This window comes from Romboutsia sp. CE17 (genome assembly GCF_012317385.1).
In the GTDB taxonomy this organism is placed as follows: Bacteria; Bacillota; Clostridia; order Peptostreptococcales; family Peptostreptococcaceae; genus Romboutsia_E.
In genome coordinates this window covers 545,729-569,772 of the sequence record NZ_CP051144.1, presented here as the reverse complement: position 1 = coordinate 569,772, position 24,044 = coordinate 545,729, and the positions used below count along the sequence as shown (strand labels likewise).

At 26.4% G+C, this 24,044-nt stretch carries 26 protein-coding genes and 1 other RNA gene; 5 read left to right on the top strand and 22 right to left on the bottom strand.

Annotated elements, in window-relative coordinates; translation table 11 throughout:
• Positions 1–394: 394 nt before the first annotated feature.
• From HF520_RS02745 to HF520_RS02695, 11 genes are all read right to left on the bottom strand, one after another.
• Positions 395–1,279 (bottom strand): metallophosphoesterase, encoded by an 885-nt coding sequence (locus HF520_RS02745; RefSeq protein ID WP_168572569.1) that lies wholly within the window; start codon positions 1,277–1,279, stop codon positions 395–397.
• A gap of 243 nt (positions 1,280–1,522) precedes the next feature.
• Positions 1,523–1,705 (bottom strand): hypothetical protein, encoded by a 183-nt coding sequence (locus HF520_RS02740; RefSeq protein ID WP_168572568.1) that lies wholly within the window; start codon positions 1,703–1,705, stop codon positions 1,523–1,525.
• Positions 1,706–1,851: 146 nt separating this feature from the next.
• Positions 1,852–3,549 carry an ABC transporter ATP-binding protein gene (locus tag HF520_RS02735; protein ID WP_168572567.1) on the bottom strand — a complete coding sequence of 566 codons (1,698 nt, stop codon included), beginning with the start codon at positions 3,547–3,549 and terminating at the stop codon, positions 1,852–1,854.
• Between the two features lie 125 nt (positions 3,550–3,674).
• Positions 3,675–3,998, bottom strand: a complete 324-nt coding sequence (locus tag HF520_RS02730; RefSeq protein ID WP_168572566.1) for an antibiotic biosynthesis monooxygenase — start codon at positions 3,996–3,998, stop codon at positions 3,675–3,677.
• 76 nt (positions 3,999–4,074) lie between these two features.
• Positions 4,075–5,019 carry a siderophore ABC transporter substrate-binding protein gene (locus HF520_RS02725; RefSeq protein WP_168572565.1) on the bottom strand — a complete coding sequence of 315 codons (945 nt, stop codon included), beginning with the start codon at positions 5,017–5,019 and terminating at the stop codon, positions 4,075–4,077.
• Positions 5,020–5,147: 128 nt separating this feature from the next.
• Positions 5,148–5,903, bottom strand: coding sequence for an iron ABC transporter ATP-binding protein (locus HF520_RS02720; protein WP_168572564.1), 756 nt, complete (start codon positions 5,901–5,903; stop codon positions 5,148–5,150).
• The gene (locus HF520_RS02715) at positions 5,904–6,908 is read right to left on the bottom strand and encodes an iron chelate uptake ABC transporter family permease subunit (RefSeq protein WP_330586299.1); all 1,005 of its coding nucleotides are present in this window, start codon (positions 6,906–6,908) and stop codon (positions 5,904–5,906) included.
• Positions 6,898–7,851, bottom strand: a complete 954-nt coding sequence (locus HF520_RS02710; protein ID WP_168572563.1) for an ABC transporter permease — start codon at positions 7,849–7,851, stop codon at positions 6,898–6,900. The genes HF520_RS02715 and HF520_RS02710 overlap by 11 nt, the downstream gene beginning before the upstream one ends.
• Before the next feature lie 291 nt (positions 7,852–8,142).
• On the bottom strand, positions 8,143–8,682 hold the full coding sequence (gene mobB / locus HF520_RS02705; RefSeq protein WP_168572562.1) for a molybdopterin-guanine dinucleotide biosynthesis protein B: 540 nt from the start codon (positions 8,680–8,682) through the stop codon (positions 8,143–8,145).
• 18 nt (positions 8,683–8,700) lie between these two features.
• The gene (locus HF520_RS02700) at positions 8,701–9,882 is read right to left on the bottom strand and encodes a molybdopterin molybdotransferase MoeA (protein WP_168572561.1); all 1,182 of its coding nucleotides are present in this window, start codon (positions 9,880–9,882) and stop codon (positions 8,701–8,703) included.
• Positions 9,883–9,962: 80 nt separating this feature from the next.
• Complete coding sequence (locus tag HF520_RS02695) at positions 9,963–10,694, bottom strand: hypothetical protein (RefSeq protein WP_168572560.1); 732 nt, start codon at positions 10,692–10,694, stop codon at positions 9,963–9,965.
• Positions 10,695–10,842: 148 nt separating this feature from the next.
• Between HF520_RS02695 and HF520_RS02690 the strand changes: the two genes are divergently transcribed.
• The gene (locus HF520_RS02690; RefSeq protein ID WP_168572559.1) at positions 10,843–11,763 is read left to right on the top strand and encodes a selenium metabolism-associated LysR family transcriptional regulator; all 921 of its coding nucleotides are present in this window, start codon (positions 10,843–10,845) and stop codon (positions 11,761–11,763) included.
• Between the two features lie 31 nt (positions 11,764–11,794).
• Here the strand turns inward: HF520_RS02690 and HF520_RS02685 are convergent, their stop codons facing one another.
• The 3 genes from HF520_RS02685 to pdxR are packed head-to-tail and all read right to left on the bottom strand — an operon-like array spanning position 11,795 to position 14,871.
• Positions 11,795–13,186: an aminopeptidase gene (locus HF520_RS02685; protein ID WP_168572558.1), complete on the bottom strand. Its 1,392-nt coding sequence runs from the start codon at positions 13,184–13,186 to the stop codon at positions 11,795–11,797.
• Positions 13,187–13,221: 35 nt separating this feature from the next.
• Positions 13,222–13,431 (bottom strand): DUF896 domain-containing protein, encoded by a 210-nt coding sequence (locus HF520_RS02680; RefSeq protein ID WP_168572557.1) that lies wholly within the window; start codon positions 13,429–13,431, stop codon positions 13,222–13,224.
• 24 nt (positions 13,432–13,455) lie between these two features.
• The gene (gene pdxR / locus HF520_RS02675) at positions 13,456–14,871 is read right to left on the bottom strand and encodes a MocR-like pyridoxine biosynthesis transcription factor PdxR (protein WP_168572556.1); all 1,416 of its coding nucleotides are present in this window, start codon (positions 14,869–14,871) and stop codon (positions 13,456–13,458) included.
• Between the two features lie 142 nt (positions 14,872–15,013).
• Here pdxR and HF520_RS02670 point away from each other — a divergent pair, with 142 nt between their 5' ends.
• Both HF520_RS02670 and HF520_RS02665 read left to right on the top strand, forming a co-directional pair.
• Positions 15,014–16,351, top strand: a complete 1,338-nt coding sequence (locus HF520_RS02670) for a polysaccharide biosynthesis protein (protein ID WP_168572555.1) — start codon at positions 15,014–15,016, stop codon at positions 16,349–16,351.
• Complete coding sequence (locus HF520_RS02665; RefSeq protein WP_168572554.1) at positions 16,348–17,010, top strand: hypothetical protein; 663 nt, start codon at positions 16,348–16,350, stop codon at positions 17,008–17,010. Before HF520_RS02670 ends, HF520_RS02665 begins: the two co-directional genes overlap by 4 nt.
• 100 nt (positions 17,011–17,110) lie before the next feature.
• Here the strand turns inward: HF520_RS02665 and HF520_RS02660 are convergent, their stop codons facing one another.
• A complete protein-coding gene (locus HF520_RS02660) occupies positions 17,111–18,385 on the bottom strand; it encodes a hypothetical protein (RefSeq protein WP_243155182.1) in 1,275 nt (424 codons plus the stop codon).
• 185 nt (positions 18,386–18,570) lie between these two features.
• Here HF520_RS02660 and HF520_RS02655 point away from each other — a divergent pair, with 185 nt between their 5' ends.
• Positions 18,571–19,584, top strand: a complete 1,014-nt coding sequence (locus tag HF520_RS02655; protein WP_168572553.1) for a hypothetical protein — start codon at positions 18,571–18,573, stop codon at positions 19,582–19,584.
• A gap of 44 nt (positions 19,585–19,628) precedes the next feature.
• Here HF520_RS02655 and ssrS read toward each other — a convergent pair.
• Positions 19,629–19,811, bottom strand: a non-coding RNA gene (gene ssrS, locus HF520_RS02650) — 6S RNA.
• Between the two features lie 138 nt (positions 19,812–19,949).
• Positions 19,950–20,756, bottom strand: a complete 807-nt coding sequence (locus HF520_RS02645) for a hypothetical protein (protein WP_330586298.1) — start codon at positions 20,754–20,756, stop codon at positions 19,950–19,952.
• Positions 20,757–20,969: 213 nt separating this feature from the next.
• Between HF520_RS02645 and HF520_RS02640 the strand changes: the two genes are divergently transcribed.
• Entirely contained in the window at positions 20,970–21,368 is a 399-nt protein-coding gene (locus HF520_RS02640) for a hypothetical protein (protein ID WP_168572552.1), read from the top strand.
• 75 nt (positions 21,369–21,443) lie between these two features.
• Here HF520_RS02640 and HF520_RS02635 read toward each other — a convergent pair whose 3' ends face one another.
• The 5 genes from HF520_RS02635 to HF520_RS02615 all read right to left on the bottom strand — a co-directional run bounded on the left by HF520_RS02635 (position 21,444) and on the right by HF520_RS02615 (position 23,993).
• On the bottom strand, positions 21,444–22,457 hold the full coding sequence (locus HF520_RS02635; RefSeq protein WP_168572551.1) for a LacI family DNA-binding transcriptional regulator: 1,014 nt from the start codon (positions 22,455–22,457) through the stop codon (positions 21,444–21,446).
• Between the two features lie 223 nt (positions 22,458–22,680).
• Positions 22,681–22,872 (bottom strand): hypothetical protein, encoded by a 192-nt coding sequence (locus HF520_RS02630; protein WP_168572550.1) that lies wholly within the window; start codon positions 22,870–22,872, stop codon positions 22,681–22,683.
• A 124-nt stretch (positions 22,873–22,996) separates the two neighbouring features.
• Positions 22,997–23,176 carry a hypothetical protein gene (locus tag HF520_RS02625; protein WP_168572549.1) on the bottom strand — a complete coding sequence of 60 codons (180 nt, stop codon included), beginning with the start codon at positions 23,174–23,176 and terminating at the stop codon, positions 22,997–22,999.
• A gap of 201 nt (positions 23,177–23,377) precedes the next feature.
• Positions 23,378–23,602 carry a hypothetical protein gene (locus tag HF520_RS02620; RefSeq protein ID WP_168572548.1) on the bottom strand — a complete coding sequence of 75 codons (225 nt, stop codon included), beginning with the start codon at positions 23,600–23,602 and terminating at the stop codon, positions 23,378–23,380.
• Between the two features lie 169 nt (positions 23,603–23,771).
• A complete protein-coding gene (locus tag HF520_RS02615; protein ID WP_168572547.1) occupies positions 23,772–23,993 on the bottom strand; it encodes a hypothetical protein in 222 nt (73 codons plus the stop codon).
• Positions 23,994–24,044: the final 51 nt, after the last annotated feature.

Sequence of the window (24,044 nt, the reverse complement as noted above, 5' to 3'; positions counted from 1 at the left end):
AAACTAAAACAAACTTTTTTTAATACATATAATAAACAATATAATATACAATCTAATCCAAAACCCTTTATGAAAACTCTTAATTTTATCAAAATATCACCTCAATATAAGAGTCTCCAATATTATTTTATTTAATCTTAGTTAAATAAATTCTTTGCCCAATTTCTAAATCTATCGTAGTTATTATAATCATCTAATATATCTATTATTTTATACTTGGCTTCTAGTATCAAGTTTATTTATATTAATTTTATTTCCCAGGCTATATAATTTACCTAATCCTTTAACATCTATTTAAATTTCACTATTTTTATCTAATTTATATCTATCATCATATACACTATTAGTAGCATTGTATTTACTATAATTGGTATAGCTTGATATATAAATATAATTATAAAGTTTTCTTACTTTTTAGTTCTACTCTTACAACCTCTGGCTTACAATTAAATCTAGGTATAATCTTAGATCCTCCTAAACCTTTTGTAAGTATCATAGATGATTCATTATCATCATATTTACCTAAATCATATTTTGGAAAAAACTCTCTATTTGGAGATAATAATCCTCCTAAAAAAGGTATTCTTATTATACCACCATGTACATGACCTGATAATACTAAATCTACTCCCCATTTTACATATTCTTCAAAGTAAAATGGAGTGTGCGATAAAAGAATATTGTACTTATTTTTGTTGATGCTACCTAACTTATCTTTTAGATAAATCTCATCTATATCAATTTTTTCTTTATTTTTATTATTAAAAAAATACTTATAGCATTCGAATGGAATTACTATTCCATATAAATTAATACTACTATTTTTTCTTTTAAGCTCTATACATTCATTATTTAAGTTAATAATTTTAGTTTTATTTAATTTATTAAAATACTCTTTATACTTATCTTTATATCTTTTTAGCAATGCTTTTTGTTCATGATTCCCAACAATATAATAAACATCATATTTATCACATAAAGTATTCACTAAATCTAAAGCTATTTTATAATTATTATTTTCTCCATCTACTAAGTCTCCTGTTATAACAACTATATCAGGTTCTAAATCATCTATAACTTCTAATAATCTATAATTAGAATCTCCAAATGTTGCATTATGTAAATCACTTATTTGAACAATTTTAAAATCATCAAAATCTTTAGGTATTTTCTCACTTTCTATTGTGTATAACGCTTTTTCAATATGTTTATTTTCATATTTATAAAAAGAATATCCTCCTAATAGTAGAGTACTTCCTATTAGTAATTCTTCAATCATCTCAATAACCTCTCTTTAATTAAATAGTATAATATAATTTAAATTCTATTAATTAATATTATATTATTAACTAAATATAATCAACTTAACTTCTTTTAATTAAAAAACTTTTATTTTCTATATTTTTTTACTTTTAAAGTATTTAAGCGACTATTACCATAATCATTTTATTCTAATCTACTCCTTATCTTATTAAACATAAAAATAAGAAGTAGCTATTATAAGCATACTTCTTATTTTTTATTAATCATCCTTTTTAACTTTGTGATATAGTTTTTCACTTTTTGTTTTGTTAGTGCCGCAATTTCTTGCCCCTATTTTTTCTCCATCTTTAATTCCTATTTCAGATCCATGCTCAAAATACATTTTTCTTAGTTCTGCATTAGATTTTGGTCTGTCCTTCATTCTATTTTTATTATTGTTCATACCTGCCTCCTGAAACTTGAATGATACTGACAAATTTAATTTATCCATTTTCTTAGCTTAATATTCTTATATCACTTTATTCATTTAACTTACTATTTTTATATTAACACAAATAGAGCCGTCAAAATTTTGACGGCTTATTTTAACTATTTATGAAGTTTACTATATACTCCACCTTTATTTATTAATTCATCATGAGTTCCACTCTCAGCTATTCCTTCTTTAGTTAAAACTACTATTTGATCTGCATTTTTTATAGTCGAAAGTCTATGCGCTACAACTAAGTTAGTTCTATCTTTGCTTAATTCTTCTAAAGAAGCTTGAATTTCTCTTTCGGTTACATTATCAAGAGCTGAAGTAGCTTCATCAAGTATAATTATAGGTGGATTTTTTAAAAATATTCTAGATATAGATATCCTTTGTTTCTGACCTCCAGATAATTTAACTCCTCTTTCACCTATATAAGTATCGTACCCTTCTGGTAAACTTTCTATAAAATCATGAATTCTAGCTTTTTTAGCTGCTTCAACAATTTCTTCATTTGTTGCATCTGGTTTAGCACATATTATATTATCTCTTATCGTTCCTGTAAATAAAAATACATCTTGTTGTACCACACCTATATTTTTTCTAAGAGACTTCAAACTAACATCTTTAACACTTATACCATCTATTTTTATATCACCTTGGTCAAAGTCATAGAATCTTGGTATTAAACTACATAATGTTGTTTTTCCTCCACCTGAAGGTCCAACTAAAGCAACAGTTTTTCCTGCCTCTATAGATAAATTTAATCCTTTTAGTACTTCTTTTTTATCTTCATAAGTAAATGATATATTCTCTATATTAATATTACCTTTTACATCTTTTAATTCAATTGGATCTTCAATTTCCTTTTCTGTGTCTTCATGTATTATTTCCATGAATCTTTCAAATCCAGTCATTCCACTTTGATATTGCTCTGTAAAGTTTATAAGTTTTTTAATTGGTTCTATAAACATTTTTACATATAATAAATAAGCTGTAAAATCACCTAAATTTATCTTACCTAAATAAGTGAAATATCCTCCAGCAATTAAAGCAATTAGCTCTAATATATCCATAAATAAATTCATACCCGAAAAATAATCCGCCATCACTTTATAGGCAGACTCTCTAGCAAATTTAAATATATTATTACTTTTATTAAATTTCTTTAATTCTTCACTTTCATTACAAAAAGACTTTGTTACTTTCATACCCGCTATACTATTTTCTAAAGTAGCATTAACATCCCCAGTCTTTACTCTTGTTTCCATGAACGCTTTGTTCATTCTTTTTCTTTGATTAATAGCAAACCATATTAATAATGGCAGTATTGCAAATATAATAAGTGTTAAGCTGATATTTATATTTAAAAGTATAAAGAAAGAACCAATAAGCATAACTGCTGAAATAAATAAATCTTCCGGTCCATGATGAGCAAGCTCTGATACTTCCATTAAATCATTGATTATTCTAGACATAGTAACACCAGTCTTATTATTATCAAAGTAAGAGTTAGGTAACTTTTGTAAATGAGTAAATACATAGCTTCTCATGTCTCCCTGCATTCTAACTCCAACAACATGTCCCCAATACTGCATAAAATGATTTAGTACTGCCTTGAAAATAAATATAACTAAAAGTATTATACCAAATACTATCAACATTCTTAAATCTTTATTAGGCACAACATCATTCATAATATTTCTAGTTATCATTGGATAAACTAGATTGCACACTGAAAATAAAAAAGCAGCTAAAAGATCTAAGAAAAAAAGCTTTTTGTACGGTGCATAGTATTTTATAAAATCTTTTATCATACAAACTCCTCCTATTTACGACTATATATTTTGTTATAAAAATAGTATACCATATACTTATTACCCAGTTAAAAAGAATATACACAAAATAAAAGAGATGAACTTTAATAATCATCTCTTCTTAATTACATATTTATATGCTTAACATCATACATGTCTACACTTACATTTATTATAAAATCTGGTTTTTCACCTTTATTTTTATGACCTTCTTTATGAGCATCACTAAGTTTGAAGTTTTTATGATCTTCTTGACTTTCCCATCTAAACATAACTATAACTTCTTCATTTTCTTCTTTTCTAAGTTTTTGCATTATAGTAACATCAATAAGACCTTGAGGTTTTTTTCTCTCAGTTGTAGACTCTTCATTTCTTGGCCTTGAAAACTTATTTATTATATTTTCTGCATACCCTTTTTTTACTGTAAATTTTTTAGTTTCTATAAACATATTTTACCTCCTGCTCTTTGTATGAATAAAGTCAGCTTTAAGATTTATCTTAAAACTGACTTTTTAATTAAATTTATTACTTTATTCCATTAGCTATATCATCTATCATTATATTTATAGAGTTAAGACCCCCATCATTTATATACCAAGTATAAGCATCTAAATATATTATCTTTCCATTTTTGTAAGCATCCATAGACTTAACTAAATCATTGTCTAATACAGATTCTGCTGTTGATTCTCCACCAGTAGCAGCACCTCTGTCTAAAACTATTAAGTATTCTGGATTTTGCTCTGCTAAATATTCAAAAGTAACTTTTTGTCCATGAGTTGAATCTTCTATAGTTTCATCTGCATTTACGAATCCAAGACCTTGATTTATTAATGCAAATCTTGATTTATCACTATAAACACTTAAATTACCTTCATTTACCATAACTGTTAAAGCTTCCTTACCATCAACTAATTCTTTAACTTCATTTAATCTTTCTTCAACTTTAGCAAATGCTTCTGTAGCTTTTTCTTCTACCTCAAATAATTCACCTATAAGGTTTATATTTTCTTTTACACTACCTACATAATCAGTATTATCTTTTGATACTGATATAGTTGGTGCTATTTCTTTTAATTGATCATAATAATCTGCTTGTCTTCCACCTATTATTATTAAATCTGGATCTGCTGATTTTATAGCTTCTAAATCAACTTCCTTAACTGTACCTACTTTTGTATATTCATCTGAATCAAATTTTGATAAGTTTTCTGGATATGTAGATGTTGGAACTCCAACTACATTATCTATACCTAAAGCTTCCATTGTATCTAATGTTGGTATATCAAATACTACTACTCTTTCAGGATTTTTTTCTACTGTAGTTTCTCCTAAACTATGAGTTATTGTCATACTACTTTCTGCTGCTACATTTGTATCCGGTGTAACATCCTTTTTGTTAGTTAGAGCAAATGCTCCTACTAGTCCTACTATTGCAACTCCTGCAATTATCGCTGCTTTTTTATTCATAATATCTCCCTCTCTTTTATAAGATTTAAATTTATATTTATATTGAATTTAATTATAATTCAATATTTAAAATCATTCTCAATTAATTTATTTTTTATAGGACAATCTATTTGAGATTGCCCTGTTCATTAAAAATAAACACATATTTTATTTCCATTTATTTCTTTTATATCAAAGTCCATTTCATATATATCTTCAAGAACTTCCTTTTGAACTATTTCTTCTGTTGTTCCTACTTTTTCTATCTTACCATTTTTAAGTGCAACAATATTATCAGAATAGCAAGATGCAAAATTTATATCGTGCATAACTAATACTATAGTCTTACCTAAGTCATCACAAAGGTTTCTAAGAACCTTCATCATCTGAACTGAGTGAGACATATCTAAATTATTTAGTGGTTCATCAAGTAGTATATACTCTGTATTTTGAGCTATAACCATGGCTATATAAGCCCTTTGTCTTTGACCTCCACTTAATTCATCTAAATACTTATCTTGAATATCTGTTAATTTCATATATTCTATAGCTTCATCAATATGCTTTTCATCTTCGGCATTTAAATTTCCTTCACTATGTGGAAATCTACCAAATCCTACTAACTCCCTTATTGTAAGCTTTAAACTTATATTGTTTGATTGTTTAAGTATTGCTATTTTTTTTGCTAAATCCTTAGTGTGATAATCACTTAGATTTTTTCCTTCAATAATTACATCTCCACCATCACCATTTATAAGCCTAGTAACTATTCCTAAAACTGTACTTTTACCAGCTCCATTAGGACCTATAAATGAAGTTATTTTACCTTTTTCTATATTGAAAGAAACATCATTTACAACATGCTTATCTCTATATTTTTTAAAAATATTTTTTATTTCTATCATTTATTTACTCTCCTTTAATAAAAGCTGTATAAAGTAAATACCACCTATAAAGTTTATTATTACACTTAAAGTTGTATTAAAACTAAATATGTGCTGCACAAAGAATTGACCTCCAACAAGAGTTAAAATACCTATTAAAGTAGCTCCTGTAATTAAATACTTATGCTTATATGTCTTAAGACCTTCTCTTGCAACATTAGCTACTATTAATCCTAAGAACGTCATTGGTCCTATAAGTGCTGTTGATATAGATACTAATACTGATATTACTATTATCATCTTCTTAACTAATGCATCATAATCAACACCTAAATTTATGGCCTGCTCTCTACCTAGAGATAATACATCTAGATATTTTATATCATCATATATAAAAGGTATTATCGCAATAATCATTATTATAGCTATCATAAGAACATCTGTATTAATATTATTTAAACTAGCTATCATGCTACTTTGTAAAGCTAAAAACTCATTCGGATCAATTACCATTTGCATAAATGATGATCCACTTTTAAATAATGTTCCAAATATCATTCCCACTAATAATAAGAAAAATATATCATTTTGTCCCTTTTCAAATAACACTTTATATAAAAGTATAGATGCTCCAATCATTATGCCTACATTTATTATAAAATTGTAACTTGCATTAACTATAAATATATTTGTTGATCCAAATGCAAATACTATTACAGTTTGAACTAACACATATAGTGAGTCTAAACCTAGGACACTAGGTGTTAGTATTTGATTATTTGTTATAGTTTGAAAAATAACAGTTGTAAATGCTATACAACCTCCCCCTAAAATCATAGCTAAAATTTTAGGTATTCTTTGAGATATTGCATAATCAAAATGATTCATGTCTATCCCATAAAATAAAAACAGTGTTATAAATACTACTACTAATGCTCCCATTATGTATAAGTTTTTATTTATATTCATATCAACTTTGCTAATTTTCTTTTTATTCATTTTTTTATTTACACTATTAAGCTGCACTTACATTCCTCCTTAATAAAAGGTAAAGGAATATTATACTTCCCATAACACCTACTGTTAATCCTATTGTTATTTCATATGGATATATAATTAATCTTCCAAATATATCACATGCTAAAACAAAAATTGCGCCAAATAGACCTGTATGCCATATATTTTCTTTTATATTATCTCCTCTATATAAAGAAACTATATTAGGAACTATAAGACCTATATATGGAATACTTCCTGCTGTAACTACTACACACACTGTTACTAGCGCTACTATTACTAATCCTAAATTTACTACTTTTTTATAATTAAGGCCTAAGTTTGTAGCAAAATCTTCACCCATACCAGCAATAGTAAATCTATTCGCATATATATAGGCTACTATTATCATCGGTATTGTTATGTATAAAATCTCATAATTACCTTTTAATATCATAGAAAAGTCACCTTGCATCCATGCACCAACGTTTTGTGTAAGGTCATATTTATATGCTATAAAGTCTGTCATAGATCCAATTATATTTCCAAACATAATCCCTACTAATGGAACAAATATTACATTTTTAAATTGAATCTTTCCAAGTATTTTCATAAACATAAATGTTCCTATTAATGAAAATATAAACGCCACTATTGTCTTAGAAAAAATTGATGCTTTTGGTAAAAATAACATGCATACCACTATTCCAAGTTGAGCTGCATCTATTGTAGCTCCTGTCGTAGGAGACACAAATTTATTCTTACTTATCTGTTGCATTATAAGACCTGCTATACTCATCCCCATACCAGCAACTAATATACTAATTAGTCTAGGTACCCTACTTAACATGAATACCATTAATTTATCTTGGTCTTTAGTAAATATATCTATTAATGTTATATCCTTAGCCCCTAAAAATAGAGATATATATGATAAAACAATTAAAGCTAAAATTAAATATCTTTTTTTCATTTTCCCTCCGCTTAAAAGTATTTATATTTGAATATTATACCCAATATATATTGATAATTATTATCATCACTTATTGATATAATATCAATAACGTTTCTCATTGTCAATGTATTTTGTAATTTTTCCCAACTTTAATCATATTTATTTTTTATAAAATATTTACATTTTTTTCTTAATATTCAATTATTATTTTATATACCCTAAATTATTAATTATAAACAAAATAAGATATTAAATATAAAGTTAAATACCTTATAAAATTTAATATCTTATTTTAATAATCATACTAATTTAATTTTTCAGTTCTATTATTTTTATTATATCTTCTTCACTTAAATAAAATATTTTTTTATGTAAACATTCTTCTATATAGTCTACTATTTCATCATATTCATTTAATTTAAATTGAGTTATTCCAAATTTGTAATTCATATCACTAACAATTCCAACTAGATCTTTTTTATCAGAAATAATTTCTTCATATTTATCCTTTCTAATTATCTCTAATTTTTTAAATGAATATTTCTTATATCCCTCTATTATAATTAAATCCATATCTCTATAAAATTCAATTATCTCATTTAGTTTCTTTTCTTTATCTAGTTCTTCTATAAAACTTAATCTATTTCTAGAAACAATACATACTTTACTTGCTCCAGCTTTTCTATGTCTGTAACTATCTTTTCCTTCTGTATCTAAATCAAAATCATGACATGTATGTTTTATAGTACCAACCTTATATCCTCTATCAGTTAGCCTTTTTACTATATTCTCAATCAGTGTAGTCTTACCTACTCCAGAATATGATGTTACTGATAATATATTATACATTTTAATTCCTCTCTAAGCTTATATAATTACAACATCTACAAGTTGACCATCTTCTAATATACTTTCTTTATTGACCTTTATCATACAGTTGCTATTTAGAGTTCCCCACAATCTAGCCTTAGAGTCCTTATTATCAGTCATACTTACATAAATTCTTCCACCTGATGTATACATTCTACCATTTAGATATCTATCTACAGATGATTTTTTTGTAAAGCTACCTTTAAATATAGCTTGTATTTTACTGTTATAAGTTTTATTACTTAAGAAGTCTATTGTTGGAACTAATATATTCTCATAAGCTACAATTAATGCATGTGGGTTTCCAGATAGTCCAAACATTAATTTATTGTCAATTATAGATGCATAGCAAGCTCCACCTGGCTTTGCCTTAACCTTCCAGAATAATTCTCTTCCTCCAATATTCTTAAATGCCTTAGGAATTAAATCCTTATCTCCAACAGAAACACCACCTGTCGTTATCAATATATCTACATCTTTTAGTATAGATTTTATTTTTGATTCTAATTCCATAATACAATCCTTTGATTTTTCAACTATAATAGGTTCTATACCTCTTTTCAAAAGTTTTGAGTATAATATGTATTTATTGCTATTATAAATTTTTCCATCTTCTAAAGCTTCATTTAGTTCCTGTATTTCCGTACCTGTAGTCAATATACCTATTTTTAAATCTTCATAAACTAAGATTTCATCAATACCTAAGCTAGCAAGTATACCTATACTTTCATAAGTTATTATATCCCCTTGTTTTATAATGAGTTGATTTTTTTGAATATCCTCACCTTTAAATATATAATTTTCATACTCCTTCAAGTCTTTATTTAAAATTATGGTATTTGCTAATACCGTTACATCTTCCTTTTTAATAACGCAGTTCGCTCCATCCGGAATTTTTCCACCTGTCATTATTTTTATAGCTTCATTTTTTCCTAGTTTATCTTTAAAGACATCTCCTGCATAAACCTCTCCTACTATAGTTAGTTCCTTCTTGGTAATATTCGCACTATAGGCATAACCATCATAAGGAGACCTATCAAACGGTGGGCTATCCATAGGTGAATATATATCTTGTGCGCATACTTTATTTATAGAATTTATAATACTAACTTTTCTTACATCTTCTTTAGGTTTTAAATTATTTTTTATAATATTTACAGCTTCTTTTATATCTATCATTTCCTCACCAATCTCCTTTATTTTTTCACTGATACAAAAAAGATTATAGCTAATCTATACTTAGATTGCTATAATCTTTTTTAATTTAATAAATATCCCTTAGTTTGATCAATTATTAAGTCACTATTTGTTATTTTTATATCTTCTATCTTCCCATTATTTGCAAAAACTATTAATACTTTTTTACTATCTTTCTCATTTTTATTAAGCATATATATCTCTACTGACTTAGTTTTTCCTATCATTTCATATACATCTAAAGTTGGTTTTATACCATTCAACTTATTATATAATTCTTTTAAGTCTTTATTTTTATAAAGTTCTAAGTTGATATTTTCTATATCTTTTAATTCTAATTCTCCAGTTTCAGAATACTTGTCTATTACAAGTACACTATTATCTTTTTCAGTTTCTTCTTCTATGATATCAATATTAAAATCATAAGTTTGAACTTCAATAACCTTATTATTATATAATTCTATATATAATGCACTTCCATCTAATTCATTATCCGATGTATATTTAGGATAAATCATAGCAATAGTTCCTGTTTTGTTAATATCATCTATCGTTTTAGCTTCATTCATCTTTTCTTTGTCTATCCAATAAGTAGTGCTATAAGGAGTTCCCATATTACTTAAAACATAATCATAGTCTTTATTCATTATTTCATTTACATCATTTTGAACTTTAGTCATAGTTTGTTGCTGCTTAGCTCTACTTGATACAGTATCTTTCTTTTCAAAATTATTGCATCCTGTAATAAAAACACTAAAAATAATGAAACTAGCTAGTAATTTCTTTAAATGCATCTTATAGACCTCCTTTTTTTATAAAAATTATTTTTTCTGATTTAATTATATAATATTTCTCACGATTTAATAATATTTATTGACAATTTGTAATTTTTTTGTAATAAGATGATGTATAATATATTTATATATATCAAGGAGGTTTCACATGGATTTTAAACAACTTGAAGTATTTGTATCTGTTGTAAAACATGAAAGTTTTTCAAAAGCTGCCAGAGAATTATTTTTAACACAACCTACAATTAGTTCTCATATTCAAAATTTAGAAAAAGAGTTAAATACCGTGCTTTTAAATAGAAGCAATAAAACTATAAAGCTAACTGAATCAGGTGAGATACTTTATAAACATGCTGTATGTATTTTAAATAATTGCAAAAAAGCAATTTGTGATATTAAAGATTATTCTGGAAAAATAGAAGGATTAATTGATATTGCTTGTAGCTCAATCCCTGAGACGTATATATTACCTGGATTTTTACAAGATTTTTGCCATGAATTTCCTCATGTAAAATTTAGTATTAATCATTATGATTCTCAATATGCAGTTTCTGAAATTTTAAATGAGAGAATTAGCTTTGGATTTGTTGGTGTAAAACCTCATAATAATCAAATTAAAAATATAAAAATAGCAACAGATGAATTAGTTCTAATAACATCTAGTAACCACTATATTCCTAACGAAAATGGATATATAAATATTGATGAGCTATTTAACCTTAATTTTATTATGAGAAAGCAAGGTTCTGGAACTAGAAGTCTTATTTTTGATACTCTACATAAAAACCATTTTTCTCCTAATAAGTTAAATATAGTTGCTCATGTAGAATCTAATGAATCTATAAAAGAAATGGTTAAACTTGGGCTTGGAGCTTCATTTATATCATATATGTCAGCTATTGATTACATAAATGATAATAAAATTAAATTTTATAAAATTAAGAACTTAGATTTTAATAGGAACTTTTACTTTATATATTCTAAACAAAAAGTGTTAACACCTCTTGAGGATATGTTTATAAATAAGCTATATGATTATTTTAATATTGAAAATAAGACGTACCTAAAATGAATATAACTTCATTTTATAGTACGTCTTTTTATTATAAGCTTATTTTATTAAAAAATGCCTTATATCCTTTATAAGTCTCATATAAATCTACTTTAGATATAGCCTCATATGGAGCATGCATACTAAGCACACCAACTCCACAGTCAACAACTTCTGCCCCGTAATTTGCTAACATATAGGCTATTGTTCCACCTCCACCTTGGTCAACTTTACCAAGTTCTCCTGTTTGCCAAACTACATTTTCAGAATTAAATACATTTCTTACTTCAGCTAAAAATTCTGCATTAGCATCATTACATCCACCTTTTCCTCTTGAACCAGTATATTTAATTAAAACTACACCGTTTCCTGCATATGCAGAATTTCTCTTATCATATGCACTAGGGAAGTTTGGATCATAAGCAGCAGAAACATCTGCAGATAACACTTTTGATCTAGCTAGAGCTCTTTTTATTTTTAAATCAGAATAACTTCCTTCTAGCTCAATAAGTTCTGCAACTAAATTTTCAAAAAATCTAGACTGCATACCAGTATTACCATTCGATCCTACTTCTTCTTTATCTGCACACAAGGTAACTAATGTATAATCAGATTCCTCAATGTCAAATATAGATGTCATAGCAGCATAAGTACACACTCTATCATCATGACCATAAGAAAGAATCATAGACTTATCAAGACCTAAATCTCTAGCTTTACCTGCCGGAACTATTTCAAGTTCAGCAGTTAAAAAATCTTCTTCAATCATGTTATATTTTTCATTTAATATTCTTAGTATATTACAAACAACACCTTCTTGTTCTTCAGTAGGTATACTACCTATTAATAAGTTTAAATCTTCACCTTTCACTGCTTCAGCCATTTTCTTTTGATTTTGATCTGATGATAAGTGAGGAAGAATATCAGTTATGCAAAATACAGGATCTGAATCATCTTCACCTATACAGATTTCAACTTTTTTTCCATCTTTTAAAATTACTACTCCATGTAAAGATAGTGGTTGAGCTAGCCATTGATATTTTTTTATTCCTCCATAGTAATGAGTTTTAAGCAGTCCTAAGTTTGCCTCTTGATAAAGAGGGTTTGCCTTTAAATCAAGTCTCGGTGAGTCTATATGACTACCTATTATTCTCATTCCTCTTTCTATAGAATTTTTTCCTATTAAGAATAAACATACACCTTTATCTTTGTTATTAGCATAAATTTTATCTCCAGCTTTTATACTTCCTTTAGACATAGCCTCTTCAATAGATATATATCCATTCTCTTTAGCTTGTTTTATTATTTCTTTAGCACAACTTCTTTCAGTTTTTGACTTATTTAAAAAATCTTTATATCCTTTTGAATAGGTCATAACATCTTTTAGAGAATTATTTTTTATATGTAATTCCCATGCATTTTTTGCTTCATATTTTATCTCCATTTTACCCCTCCTATTTATAAGTTAAAATTAATATATTAATTTTTATTATTTTTCATATATTCTTCGTATTCTTCTGGTGAAACTACTTTAACATTATCTAATCTTGATCTAAAATGAGCTCTAAAATTAGTTAAGTATTCTTGTCTTAAAATTTCTCTTTCTTTTTTTTCTTCTTCTGTTAATCCTTCAGCCTTATTTTTCTTTGCTAATTCGTTTATTCTATCTAATTTCTTTTGATCAAACATAATTGCCTCCTAAATTTATCTGTTTTAATAAAACACTTTATTGCTTCTTAATTCTGTTTTGCTTTTATTTTTATCAAAGAATTCTTGTAAATTATCACTTATTATAGATATTCCCTTTTCTAAATCTCCTATACTTGCATTTGCTATGTTAATCCTAAAAAATCTATCATCTATTATATTATCAAAAAAGTAAGTTCCTGGAGTTATAGAAACTCCTTTCTCTAAAATAAATTCATAAAAGTCTTGAGATAGATAGCCTCTTGGAAGTTCTAAGAAAAAATTTATACCTCCATTAGAATTCCTAATCTTTAATTTATCACTTAACTTTTCTAAAATCAAGCATTTTGCTACTTTAAATTTTTCACTATATATCTTATCTATTGAATTTAAATACTCATCCCAATTAAAGTATTTCATATAATAAAACATTGATTTTTGTATAAGTCCTGGAGTTGATATATCAGATGAATATTTTGCCCAAAGAATTTGTTTTTGTAATTCACAAGGAATTTCAACTATACCTATTCTAAGACCGGGCATAAGTATTTTAGAAAAACTTTTTATATATATAACTCTATTTTTATTATCATAGCTTCTAAGCGTTCTATTGTCCTCTGATTCAAAGGTAAAGTCACTTATAAAGTCGTCTTCTAATATATAAAAATCGTATTCTTCAGATAGTTCTATTAATTTTTTCTTCTTATAAGTTGAATAAGATATCCCTGTTGGATTTTGAAAATTTGGCATCGTATAAATTAATTTTGGCTTAATTTTTTCCAGTTTTAATTTTAATATACCAATATCGATTCCATCGTCTAACATAGGAATTGGTATTATTTTTGCACCCCTACTTTTAAATACTTCTATTGCACCATTATATGTTGGTTCTTCTACAAAAACTACATCAGAGTAATTTATTAGTCCTTTACACACTATATCTATTCCTTGCTGAGCACCAGATATTATTTGTATATTATCTTTATTAGTTTTTATAAATCTATCATTTAAGTATTTGGATATATTTTCTCTCAACTCTTCTGAACCTAATCCCTCATCATACTCAAATATAGATGAACCTTCATTAGATAGTGCCATATTTATAGCTTTTTTAAAATCATCTATAGGAAAAATTTCAGTTGATGGATTACCACTATCAAAATGTATTATATTTTTTCTTAGTTTTTTATTTTTTTTACATCTTAGATCAGAAGCAAAGGTCCCGCTCCCAACAATCTTATATATGTATCCTTCTTTTTCTAAAAGTTCATAAACCTTTACTATAGTTGCATTGTTTACACATATTGCCTCTGCTAGTTTCCTTATTGGTGGTAGCTTTTCATACTCTTTTATCTTTTTATCCACTATAAGTTTCTTTATATGGTTATAAATTTGTAGGTATTTACTAGAAGAATTATTAATTTCTAAAATATATTTATCCATGTCATCACCATCTATTTTACATTTATATAGTATGTATATATCATACCAAATATTATAAAAGAATGGTAAAAGTAAATTTTATAAAGATTAATTATTTTTTTAATCTTAACTGAATATATTTAAATATATGGGAGGTGATTTATTGAAGATACCTAACCTTTTATTATCAACAATTATATTATTTATATCTAACGTTATAGTAAGAGGTCTTGGTTTTTTATATAAAATATTTTTATCTAATACTATAGGTGAGACTGGATTAGGTATATACCATATGATTTTTAACTTCTTAATGATTTGTCTTGCACTTACAACAACAGGTATACCCACAGCCCTTAGCTGTCTTATAGCAAATAGAAAGGCTTTAAAAGATGAAAATCAAACTAATACTTTATTTATATCAACATTATATATTACGTTTGCTGTATCTTTTCTTATTTCTTTAGGTATAGCATTTAATAGTAAATTTATATCTTTAAAACTTTTAAAAAATGAAGATTTAAATTTATTTGTTCTTTCTATATGTCCTGCGGTAGTAACAATAACTATATCTAATATATTAAGAGGCTATTATTATGGAATAAAAAAAGTCACAATACCTGCTATCGGTCAAGTTTTAGAACAGCTAAGTAAAATATTATTTGTATTTTTATTGTGTATATATGTGAAAGACAAAGCCTTTAGTTGTTATATAGCTTTATTAGGTATATCAATAGGTGAAGCTACAAATATATTATATATGACTATATATATTTATAAAAACAATTATTTATCAAAGAGATATACTATAAATATTAAAGATTTCATTAATTCATCTATTGAAACATTAAAAATGTCATTGCCTATAACATGTAATAGAATGTCTAATGTCCTTTTGCAATCTATAAGCTCTATGATGATTCCTTCAAGGTTAGTTTTGTCTGGAATTACTTATCCTAAGTCTCTAAGTATGTATGGTATTATAAGCGGTATGGTCATGCCATTTGTTTATCTTCCATTTACTGTAGGTTCTGCTTTAGTGGTAAATTTAATTCCAAGTATTTCACAAGAAATGGCTTTAAATAAGTATAACAATGTATTAAAAAAAATAAATTACTCATTATTGCTTACTACTGTCGTTGGAGTTTTATCATCCTTAATTTTCTATTTTTTTGGAAAAGAAATATGTATCATTGTATTTAAAAATGAACTAGCAGGTAATTATTTAAAGGCAATATTTCTAGCTCCTTTGTTTTTATCATTAAATCAAACTTTATCAGGTATACTGCATGCTATAAGAAAAGAGTTTGAATCTAGCGTAAATACTATTTTAGGAATGATTTTACAGCTAATATTACTTTATTTCTTGCTTCCAGTCCCTAGTCTAAATATTTATGCTTATATACATACAATGACATTTACATCTATGTTCACCTGTTTATTGCATATTTTAGTTTTAGTAAATGCTATAAAGAAACTAAAAGTTAGGAGGCTAAAATGAGTAAAAATACTAAAGATATTAAACCATTCTATATTTACACTAATAAAAATAGACTTTATATAAAAAATATAAATGAAAACACAGAAAAATTATCGAACAATATTTATGCTTATTGTGCTAATATAGACAACCAAAAAAAAATTCATATTTGCGCAATAGACTATTTAGGCAAATTAATTCACTTTTCTAATAATAAAGGGTTTTGGAAAAAATGTTCTGTATGCAAAGCATTCAATAATATAAAGAACATTAAAGAAATGAGACTTTTCATTATAAATAATTTTCTAAATATTTTTGTTGTCGAAGAATGCTCTATTGATGAAGACCTGTATAGGATATCACATTTTAATTTTTCTTTTAACAATTATAAAGTTAATAAGTTTTATATAAATAATGTTGTAAAAGATAAAGAGCAGATTTATAAAATAAATATAGATGATTTATCAAATATAATCTTTGAATATAAACCTGTTCAGTTTAATAATCGTAATGAGTCTGAAAATGTAAGAATAGTTTTTAATAGCAATTCCAGAACATGGTTAAGCCCTAACACTTTATTGAGAATCAAAAACTATAATAGCTTAGATACTATTTGCGAAGAAACAAATATAAAAAGTGATATCTTTGAATTCTGTTACAGCTTAGACTATAAACTATAATAATTTTTATTGTTAATTTAAAAGGCTACGAATATAACCTGTAATAGTCATATTTGTAGCCTTTTTATTAAATACTAATCTTCATTTGAATGGTTATTTACTAACGGCACCCACATCCTGTATTGCATGAATTAGAGTTTGTGTTATTTATTGTATTTGTTCCTGTCATAGTATTTGTTCCTGTAGCAGTATCTCCACATTGTTCAAAGTCACATACTGATGCAAAAGTATCTACTACTCTAGGAGTTATTCCATTTGGAGATGCTAAAACAACAAGTTGTTCCCCTACTAATATACTAACTACTTCTCTTAGACAAAGAATTACATCTATACCATTTGGTATAAATAAGTTGAAGAAACATTCGCATTCACACTTAGGATCTTCTTCTACACTTAATATACCTTTTCCTATACAATCAACAGTTAAGTTTACTTGATAGCTTTGTCTTAAAGTTACTTGTTGACCACTTGATGGTAAACATAAACTCGCAGATAAAGTGTTAAAAGAGAATTGTGCACAATTTATTCTTGTTAAGCAACCTCCATTTGTTACTACAGCTGGATGTGCTAATGCAACAAATTTAGTGCATCCATATCTACCTCTTAATTCAAGTACTAAATCATTAACAGTTATTACTAATCCTCTTTGTTTAAATGCTACTGGTTGACCTTTGCCTTCAGCACAACATCTAGCATTTCTACTTCCACAAACTATGAATTCATCTACAGTGTCACAAGTATTTGAGTCATCATGATGGCTATTAGATTTTGTACAATTCTTAGGTATTACATTGAAGTCTTCTAGTTTTGGTGTAGGTGAATGAACGTCTATACTACTATAGCTTAAACATACTTTATCTATTGTTACATTTACTTGGCCAGTTGTTGGAACATTACCGTCTACATCTACAACATCTATATCAAAACTTAATGGAGCTCCATTAGGTGCAGTAGCATCTGTAAATGTTTGGAAAGCAAGTGTATCAAATATTCTATTTGCTTCTATTGCTACAGGTACGCTATTTGCTGGTGAAAATCTAGCAGGAGATACAGCATTACAACATGAATTGTCTGCACAAGGATTTTCAACACATGTCTCATTTGGTCTTTCTTCACTACATGGCTCGCATGATTCACATGGCTCACATGGCTTGCATGGATGTGGGCAACACTGTGGTTCGCATGGATCACATGGTGGGCAACATTGTGGTTCACATGAATTGCAATCATGTTTATGTTGTCCACAATCATTATTTCCTTTTGGTCTATAAGCTCTACTTAATCCACCACTGTATTCTTCTACTTCTGATATATTTGATGTAGCATTTGCATGTTTATTCATCATTTTTCTTTTATTTTTTTTAAGGTCTTGCATTATTATTGTCCTCCCCTTGACTGATTTATTAAAATGCTTTGGCTTTGTTTGCCTAATTAATACTATGCAGATTACTGATTATTTGTGACTTAGAATGTCCAAACTTAAGTAAATAGAAGAATATATATTTTCTTTAATAAATATATATAATGTAAATGTGTTCTAATTTCATATAGGAGGTAATTATGAGTTTTATAAATAAACATTCAACAATAATTAGACGTTCCTCTAAAGATTTATTTTTTATAAATTATGATAAAGAGATTTCTTATAAATACTATAATAAGGATAATAATTTTGTATTTGAAAAAAAATTAATAGCTAATAACTCTATAGACTTTTCAAATTGTTATTTTTCTCTAAATAGATTTGATGAAATATATGGAGTATACTGTGACAATGGTCTAAGAATGTTCAATATAACTAGTGAATCTTCTACATTCTATGAAAAAGAAATTCTAGGTTATGATTCTTCAAAGTTTGGTATTAGCTTTCCTTATTTAAATATTATAAATGATGATATTCATATATTTTATTATGTCTATAATCATAATTCTAATAATACTTGCGCTCTTTTCCATCACTTTAAACATAAAGATGTTTGGACTGAGAATAAGATAGATTTTATAAATCATATTGTTTTAGATAATTATATAGTAATTTGGAGCCAAGATACACCAATCATATTTTATTTCAACTTAGTTAATGGATTTGAAGAAATATTCTTATCTAAATTTAATCTAAGTACCTTGACTTGGTCTAATCCTATTCAAATTACAAATTCAAAAAAGAATAAAATATATTTAAATGTATTAAAAGATAGTATGAACTTCTATCATATAACTTTTTGCGAAAGAATTGAAAGTGGGTATTCAGTTAAATATATAAATGGTTATTTAAATGATAATCTTTTTGAGATAGATAATTCTAGTTATATTACAGATCCATCAACTTGTATGTATCCTTGTCTTTTAAAAAAAGATTCTATTCTATACTTAATGTGGGTTAATTTTGGAAGATTATACACTTCATCCTCTAGTGACCTAGGTAAAACTTGGAGTGAACATAAAATAGATCCATACAGCGTTGAAGATGATTTCATAAGGGCTAATTTCTTTTCAAATTATAAAGATGATAGTTCTTATAATGTAAATTCTATTTTTACCACTATGGATGATGTAGGGATAATTGGTTTTTAGAAATGAAATAATAAAAAAGTGTTGCTATACTAGCAACACTTTTTTATAAACCCAAAACATCGGTGGCTCCATAAATTCAGACCCGAGATACTCCCAGGTGGGTGATCTGCTAATTACTTCTAATTTCCTTAAAAGTTTAAGGCCTATTATCTGTAATTAGACTCGATCTCCCGTTTAACATTTGTCGGTTGAATTTAAGTAAGCCGTATCGTATGCTTCAGGATTTATATATTTATTATATAATAAAAGTGAGTATTTTAAAAGAGGTTTTATATAGCAATATAAATAATATTATGAATTTATTATATTTTTTTCCTTTTTTACTATTGTTATGTAATTTCGAGACATTATCTTATGTATTTTATTTAACTTTTATCATCTTCTTCTGTATCTATATACTCATATTCATCAAATTCTTCATAATCATCTTCTTCTGTATCTATATATTCGTATTCATATTCATCATCGCTATATGATGAATCATCATCTCCCCTTAATAAGCTTCCTAGTAATTTTAAGTTATTAATACTACCCAAATTATTTATATCTACTAATGAACTTAAACTAAATCCACCTTCTCCGAAATCATCAGGTAAAAATAATTCCGCAAATAAATCTATTTTTTTCTTTATGTCAATTGCTTTTTCTACTGATTCTTTTCTTTTTTCTGGGAACACATCTATAATTTCTTTTATCATCATATTTTTCTTATCTTCTTCATCCATGCTTCTAAAAAAGTTACTTTCCTCTAGATCATCTGATAAATCTATCGTACCTAGCTTTTTAATCCCTTTTACTAAGTCTAATACACTTTCAATTTTTATAAGAACTTTTTTTTCGTCTTTGGACATATATTTTTTAGTTCTAGTTATAATTTCCATACCTCTATCTATATCCTCATCACTTAATTCCATTAATTTTAGTCCCTTATTTATATCATTCATATTAAACTTAAATATATCATCATTATTGGTGGAATTAATATCTTTAGTTTTTTTTCTTTTCTTAATTTTATTTCTAGAATTTTTATCATTTTTTTTCTTTACTCTTTTCAACTCTCTATTAGCTGTATTAGCTTGATCAGTTTTTTTTGATTTATTTTTATTATCAAATAATGATATGTTACCATTACTTAATGCCAGCATTCCAATTATTAACAGTAGATTATTCAATACAAGTCACCCCTTAAACTATACTACTACCTCATATATAAGTTATGTTTTATTTGCTCTTATTGTTACTTTTTTTATATGATTTGCATATATATTATTTATAAGAAAATTTATTTATTATAGATAACATAAATCAATCACAATCTTAATATTATTTCTATATATAAATAATATGAATGCTAGACTATATATATTATTGAAAGGAGCATATTTATGAAAAAAGTAGATCCTAAAGCTCTAGAAAAAATGGCAAAAGACAAAAATATAGATAAAGATAAAATTGAAAAAATAGCAGATAGCTATAAAGGTAAATCAGAAAGTGAGCTTATTGATGAACTTGTTAAAATAGGAAAGACATTAGAAGGGAAGGAAGAGGTTATATCTAAATTTAAAACATTTCTAGATGAAAATCAACGCAAGAAACTAGATTCAATTATGAACAAAATTTCTGAGTCAGAGCTTAAAGATAAGTTAGAAAGTAAAAAATCTAAAAATAAAAAATCTGTTAATACTAGTTCACCAAAAGAACTAACTTCATCAGATAGCAATCCATCTAAAACTAAAAAAGTTAAGAAAGTTAAAAAGGTAGTTAAAAAAACTAAAAAATCTTAATAAAAAAATAACAACATGGTTTTTGTAAATTTACAATTACTTTAAACCATGTTGTTTTATATTTTATAAATATCCTTATCTTCTTTCTATTACGCTTTCACGTTCTTCTATTTTGTAAGGTAATTCTATTTTCTTTTCACTTAATTCTTCATTATTTATCATTTTTATTACCATTCTTATGGCCACAGCTCCCATATCATATAATGGTTGATGAACTGTTGTTAATTTTGGTCTATACATCTTAGCAATTTTTACATCATTAAATCCTGCTACTGATATATCTTCTGGAACTCTATAGCCTGCATCACAAATAGCATTTATAGCCCCTATAGCAGCCTCATCTCCTGTTACAAATGCTGCATGAGGTATAGTCCCCTCATCAAGTATTTCTTTCATACTATTATATCCGCCTTCAAAAGTAGTTGTACCATGCTTAATTAGGCTTTGATCTAGACTTATATTTCTTTCATTTAATGCTTTTTCATATCCTGATAGTCTTTCTCTTTCTAAAACTGTATCATCTTTACTAGTCATTATAAAGGCAATTTTTTCATGACCTTTATCTAATAAGTACTTAGTCATATCATATGTTGCATCAGTATTACTTGTACTTACAGTGTATATATCGTAATCTCTAGCCGTTTTACTTATATATGATGCCGGTATCCCACATTTTTGCATATAGTCTACATGTTCTTCTTCTACTTTCCAAGAAATCATAACTATACCTTCTACTTGCTTAGCTCTAAGTAAGTTTATACTTTTTAGTTCTTGATCCTTATCAGAATATGTATTAGCTAAAAGAATTTCATAGTCATACATCTTTGCAATTTCTTCTATACCATTTAATATTTCATTTACAAAAGAATCTGAAACTTCAGGAACTATTACCCCTATTAATTGACTTTTCTTCGTTACTAGACTCCTTGCTAATGGATTTGGTATATAGCCAGTTTCTTTTATTACATCTAGTACTTTTTGTTTAACTTCATCTGTAACTGGCTTTGAATCATTTATAACTCTTGACACAGTTGAAATAGAAACGCCCGCTTTTTTGGCTACATCTTTTATTGTTATATTACTCTTCATATAAACCTCCTGTCTTAAATTTATTTAAATTAAATATAAATATTCAAAATTAAATTTCCACTAGTTAACTATTAATTGTACCATATTTTTTTTCTTTAATAAATATGTTTTCATTCATATTTTCCCTTATAATAAGTTTGTTTATGTAATATTTTCAATATAAAATTTCAAAATAAAAGTGTTGGTATAATATACCAACACCCCCTTGATTAACAAATTCTAACTAGCATCCGCATCCATCATCGAAGAATCCGCCGCATGAGCAAGTTATTAATAATAATATTAAGAATGGTATCCAAGCTATTATATCTATATCTGCCCAACAATCACCAAATGCTAAGAATAAGAAGAATAATACTATTATCCACCAAGCTCCTGCAAAACATCCACCATCACCAAAGAATCTATCTAACATAATAAAATCCTCCCATTAATTATATTTTTATTAAACTAAAAAGTTTAATTGATGGTAAGCAATATATTATTTGCTTTACCATATCTATATTTTATTATATGAATCTTAATTTGTTTTTGTTACTCTAATCGAACATACCTCCGCAGCTGCAAAGAATTAATAGAACTATTAAGAATGGTATCCAAGCCATTATATCCAGATCTTCCCAACAATCACCAAATGCTAAGAATAAGAAGAATAATACTATTATCCACCAAGCTCCTCCTCCGAAAAATCCATCATTACCGAAAAATCTATCTAACATTTTATGTTACCTCCTGTTGATATTATTGAGCTTGCGCTCTTAACATATAATATGCAAGTTGTTTTATTTGTGATAATATTTAAAGCTATTTTTCTAGAATATAAAAATAAATATTTTTTACATTCGAATATTGTTATAAAAATAAATAGGGCTAAATTTAGCCCTATTTATTAAATATATCTAGTTATTTTAATTTATGTTTTAACATCCACAGTCAAAATTACTATTATCTAAGCATCCACATCCATCATCGTCAAACATAGAGCATGAACAAACAATTAATAATAATATTAGGAATGGAATCCAGTCAGTAATACATATTTCAGTCCAAGTATCTTGAAATGCTAAAAATAAGAAGAATAGTATTATTATCCACCATCCTCCACCTCCAAATGTATCAAACATTCTACTTAGTTTACTTGTCATAATCTCTCCTCCTTAACTATAAATCTTTTTAGTTATGTATGTACTTAGATGTCGTTATAATATAACTTCTTTTATATACTATGCTTTAAATAAAAAAGTGTTATTATTTTTCTAAATTATAATTTATTTAAAAAATAAAAAAGGGTCTTTTTATAAGACCCTTTTTTATTTAGCAACATCCACATCCGCCATCGAAATCAAGATTTGTTAAAAGTAAAACTATTAATACTATCCAAATTAAAGCATTATCTTCACAGAATATAAATTCTAAAAAGTCATCTCCTAATAATATTATAACTAATAAAATTATTAATATTATTCCTGTTCCTCCAAATAATCCTTTGCCAAAGCATCCTCCAAATAAACGAGATAGATTTTGATTATCAGACATATTTATACCCCCTATGATGATTTTAATAGGTTTTTCATTGCCTATTTACTG

Coding starts and splice junctions, on each gene's coding strand:
- HF520_RS02620 (WP_168572548.1), bottom strand. CDS start 23,602: ATGACAAGTAAACTAAGTAGAATGTTTGATACATTTGGAGGTGGAGGA.
- HF520_RS02695 (WP_168572560.1), bottom strand. CDS start 10,694: ATGCATTTAAAGAAATTACTAGCTAGTTTCATTATTTTTAGTGTTTTT.
- HF520_RS02660 (WP_243155182.1), bottom strand. CDS start 18,385: ATGCAAGACCTTAAAAAAAATAAAAGAAAAATGATGAATAAACATGCA.
- HF520_RS02745 (WP_168572569.1), bottom strand. CDS start 1,279: ATGATTGAAGAATTACTAATAGGAAGTACTCTACTATTAGGAGGATAT.
- HF520_RS02710 (WP_168572563.1), bottom strand. CDS start 7,851: ATGAAAAAAAGATATTTAATTTTAGCTTTAATTGTTTTATCATATATA.
- HF520_RS02725 (WP_168572565.1), bottom strand. CDS start 5,019: ATGAATAAAAAAGCAGCGATAATTGCAGGAGTTGCAATAGTAGGACTA.
- HF520_RS02735 (WP_168572567.1), bottom strand. CDS start 3,549: ATGATAAAAGATTTTATAAAATACTATGCACCGTACAAAAAGCTTTTT.
- HF520_RS02630 (WP_168572550.1), bottom strand. CDS start 22,872: ATGTTAGATAGATTCTTTGGTGATGGTGGATGTTTTGCAGGAGCTTGG.
- HF520_RS02690 (WP_168572559.1), top strand. CDS start 10,843: ATGGATTTTAAACAACTTGAAGTATTTGTATCTGTTGTAAAACATGAA.
- HF520_RS02740 (WP_168572568.1), bottom strand. CDS start 1,705: ATGAACAATAATAAAAATAGAATGAAGGACAGACCAAAATCTAATGCA.
- pdxR (WP_168572556.1), bottom strand. CDS start 14,871: ATGGATAAATATATTTTAGAAATTAATAATTCTTCTAGTAAATACCTA.
- HF520_RS02640 (WP_168572552.1), top strand. CDS start 20,970: ATGAAAAAAGTAGATCCTAAAGCTCTAGAAAAAATGGCAAAAGACAAA.
- HF520_RS02730 (WP_168572566.1), bottom strand. CDS start 3,998: ATGTTTATAGAAACTAAAAAATTTACAGTAAAAAAAGGGTATGCAGAA.
- HF520_RS02685 (WP_168572558.1), bottom strand. CDS start 13,186: ATGGAGATAAAATATGAAGCAAAAAATGCATGGGAATTACATATAAAA.
- HF520_RS02635 (WP_168572551.1), bottom strand. CDS start 22,457: ATGAAGAGTAATATAACAATAAAAGATGTAGCCAAAAAAGCGGGCGTT.
- HF520_RS02700 (WP_168572561.1), bottom strand. CDS start 9,882: ATGATAGATATAAAAGAAGCTGTAAATATTATAAAAAATAATTTAAAA.
- HF520_RS02665 (WP_168572554.1), top strand. CDS start 16,348: ATGAGTAAAAATACTAAAGATATTAAACCATTCTATATTTACACTAAT.
- HF520_RS02615 (WP_168572547.1), bottom strand. CDS start 23,993: ATGTCTGATAATCAAAATCTATCTCGTTTATTTGGAGGATGCTTTGGC.
- HF520_RS02720 (WP_168572564.1), bottom strand. CDS start 5,903: ATGATAGAAATAAAAAATATTTTTAAAAAATATAGAGATAAGCATGTT.
- mobB (WP_168572562.1), bottom strand. CDS start 8,682: ATGTATAATATATTATCAGTAACATCATATTCTGGAGTAGGTAAGACT.
- HF520_RS02655 (WP_168572553.1), top strand. CDS start 18,571: ATGAGTTTTATAAATAAACATTCAACAATAATTAGACGTTCCTCTAAA.
- HF520_RS02680 (WP_168572557.1), bottom strand. CDS start 13,431: ATGTTTGATCAAAAGAAATTAGATAGAATAAACGAATTAGCAAAGAAA.
- HF520_RS02625 (WP_168572549.1), bottom strand. CDS start 23,176: ATGTTAGATAGATTTTTCGGTAATGATGGATTTTTCGGAGGAGGAGCT.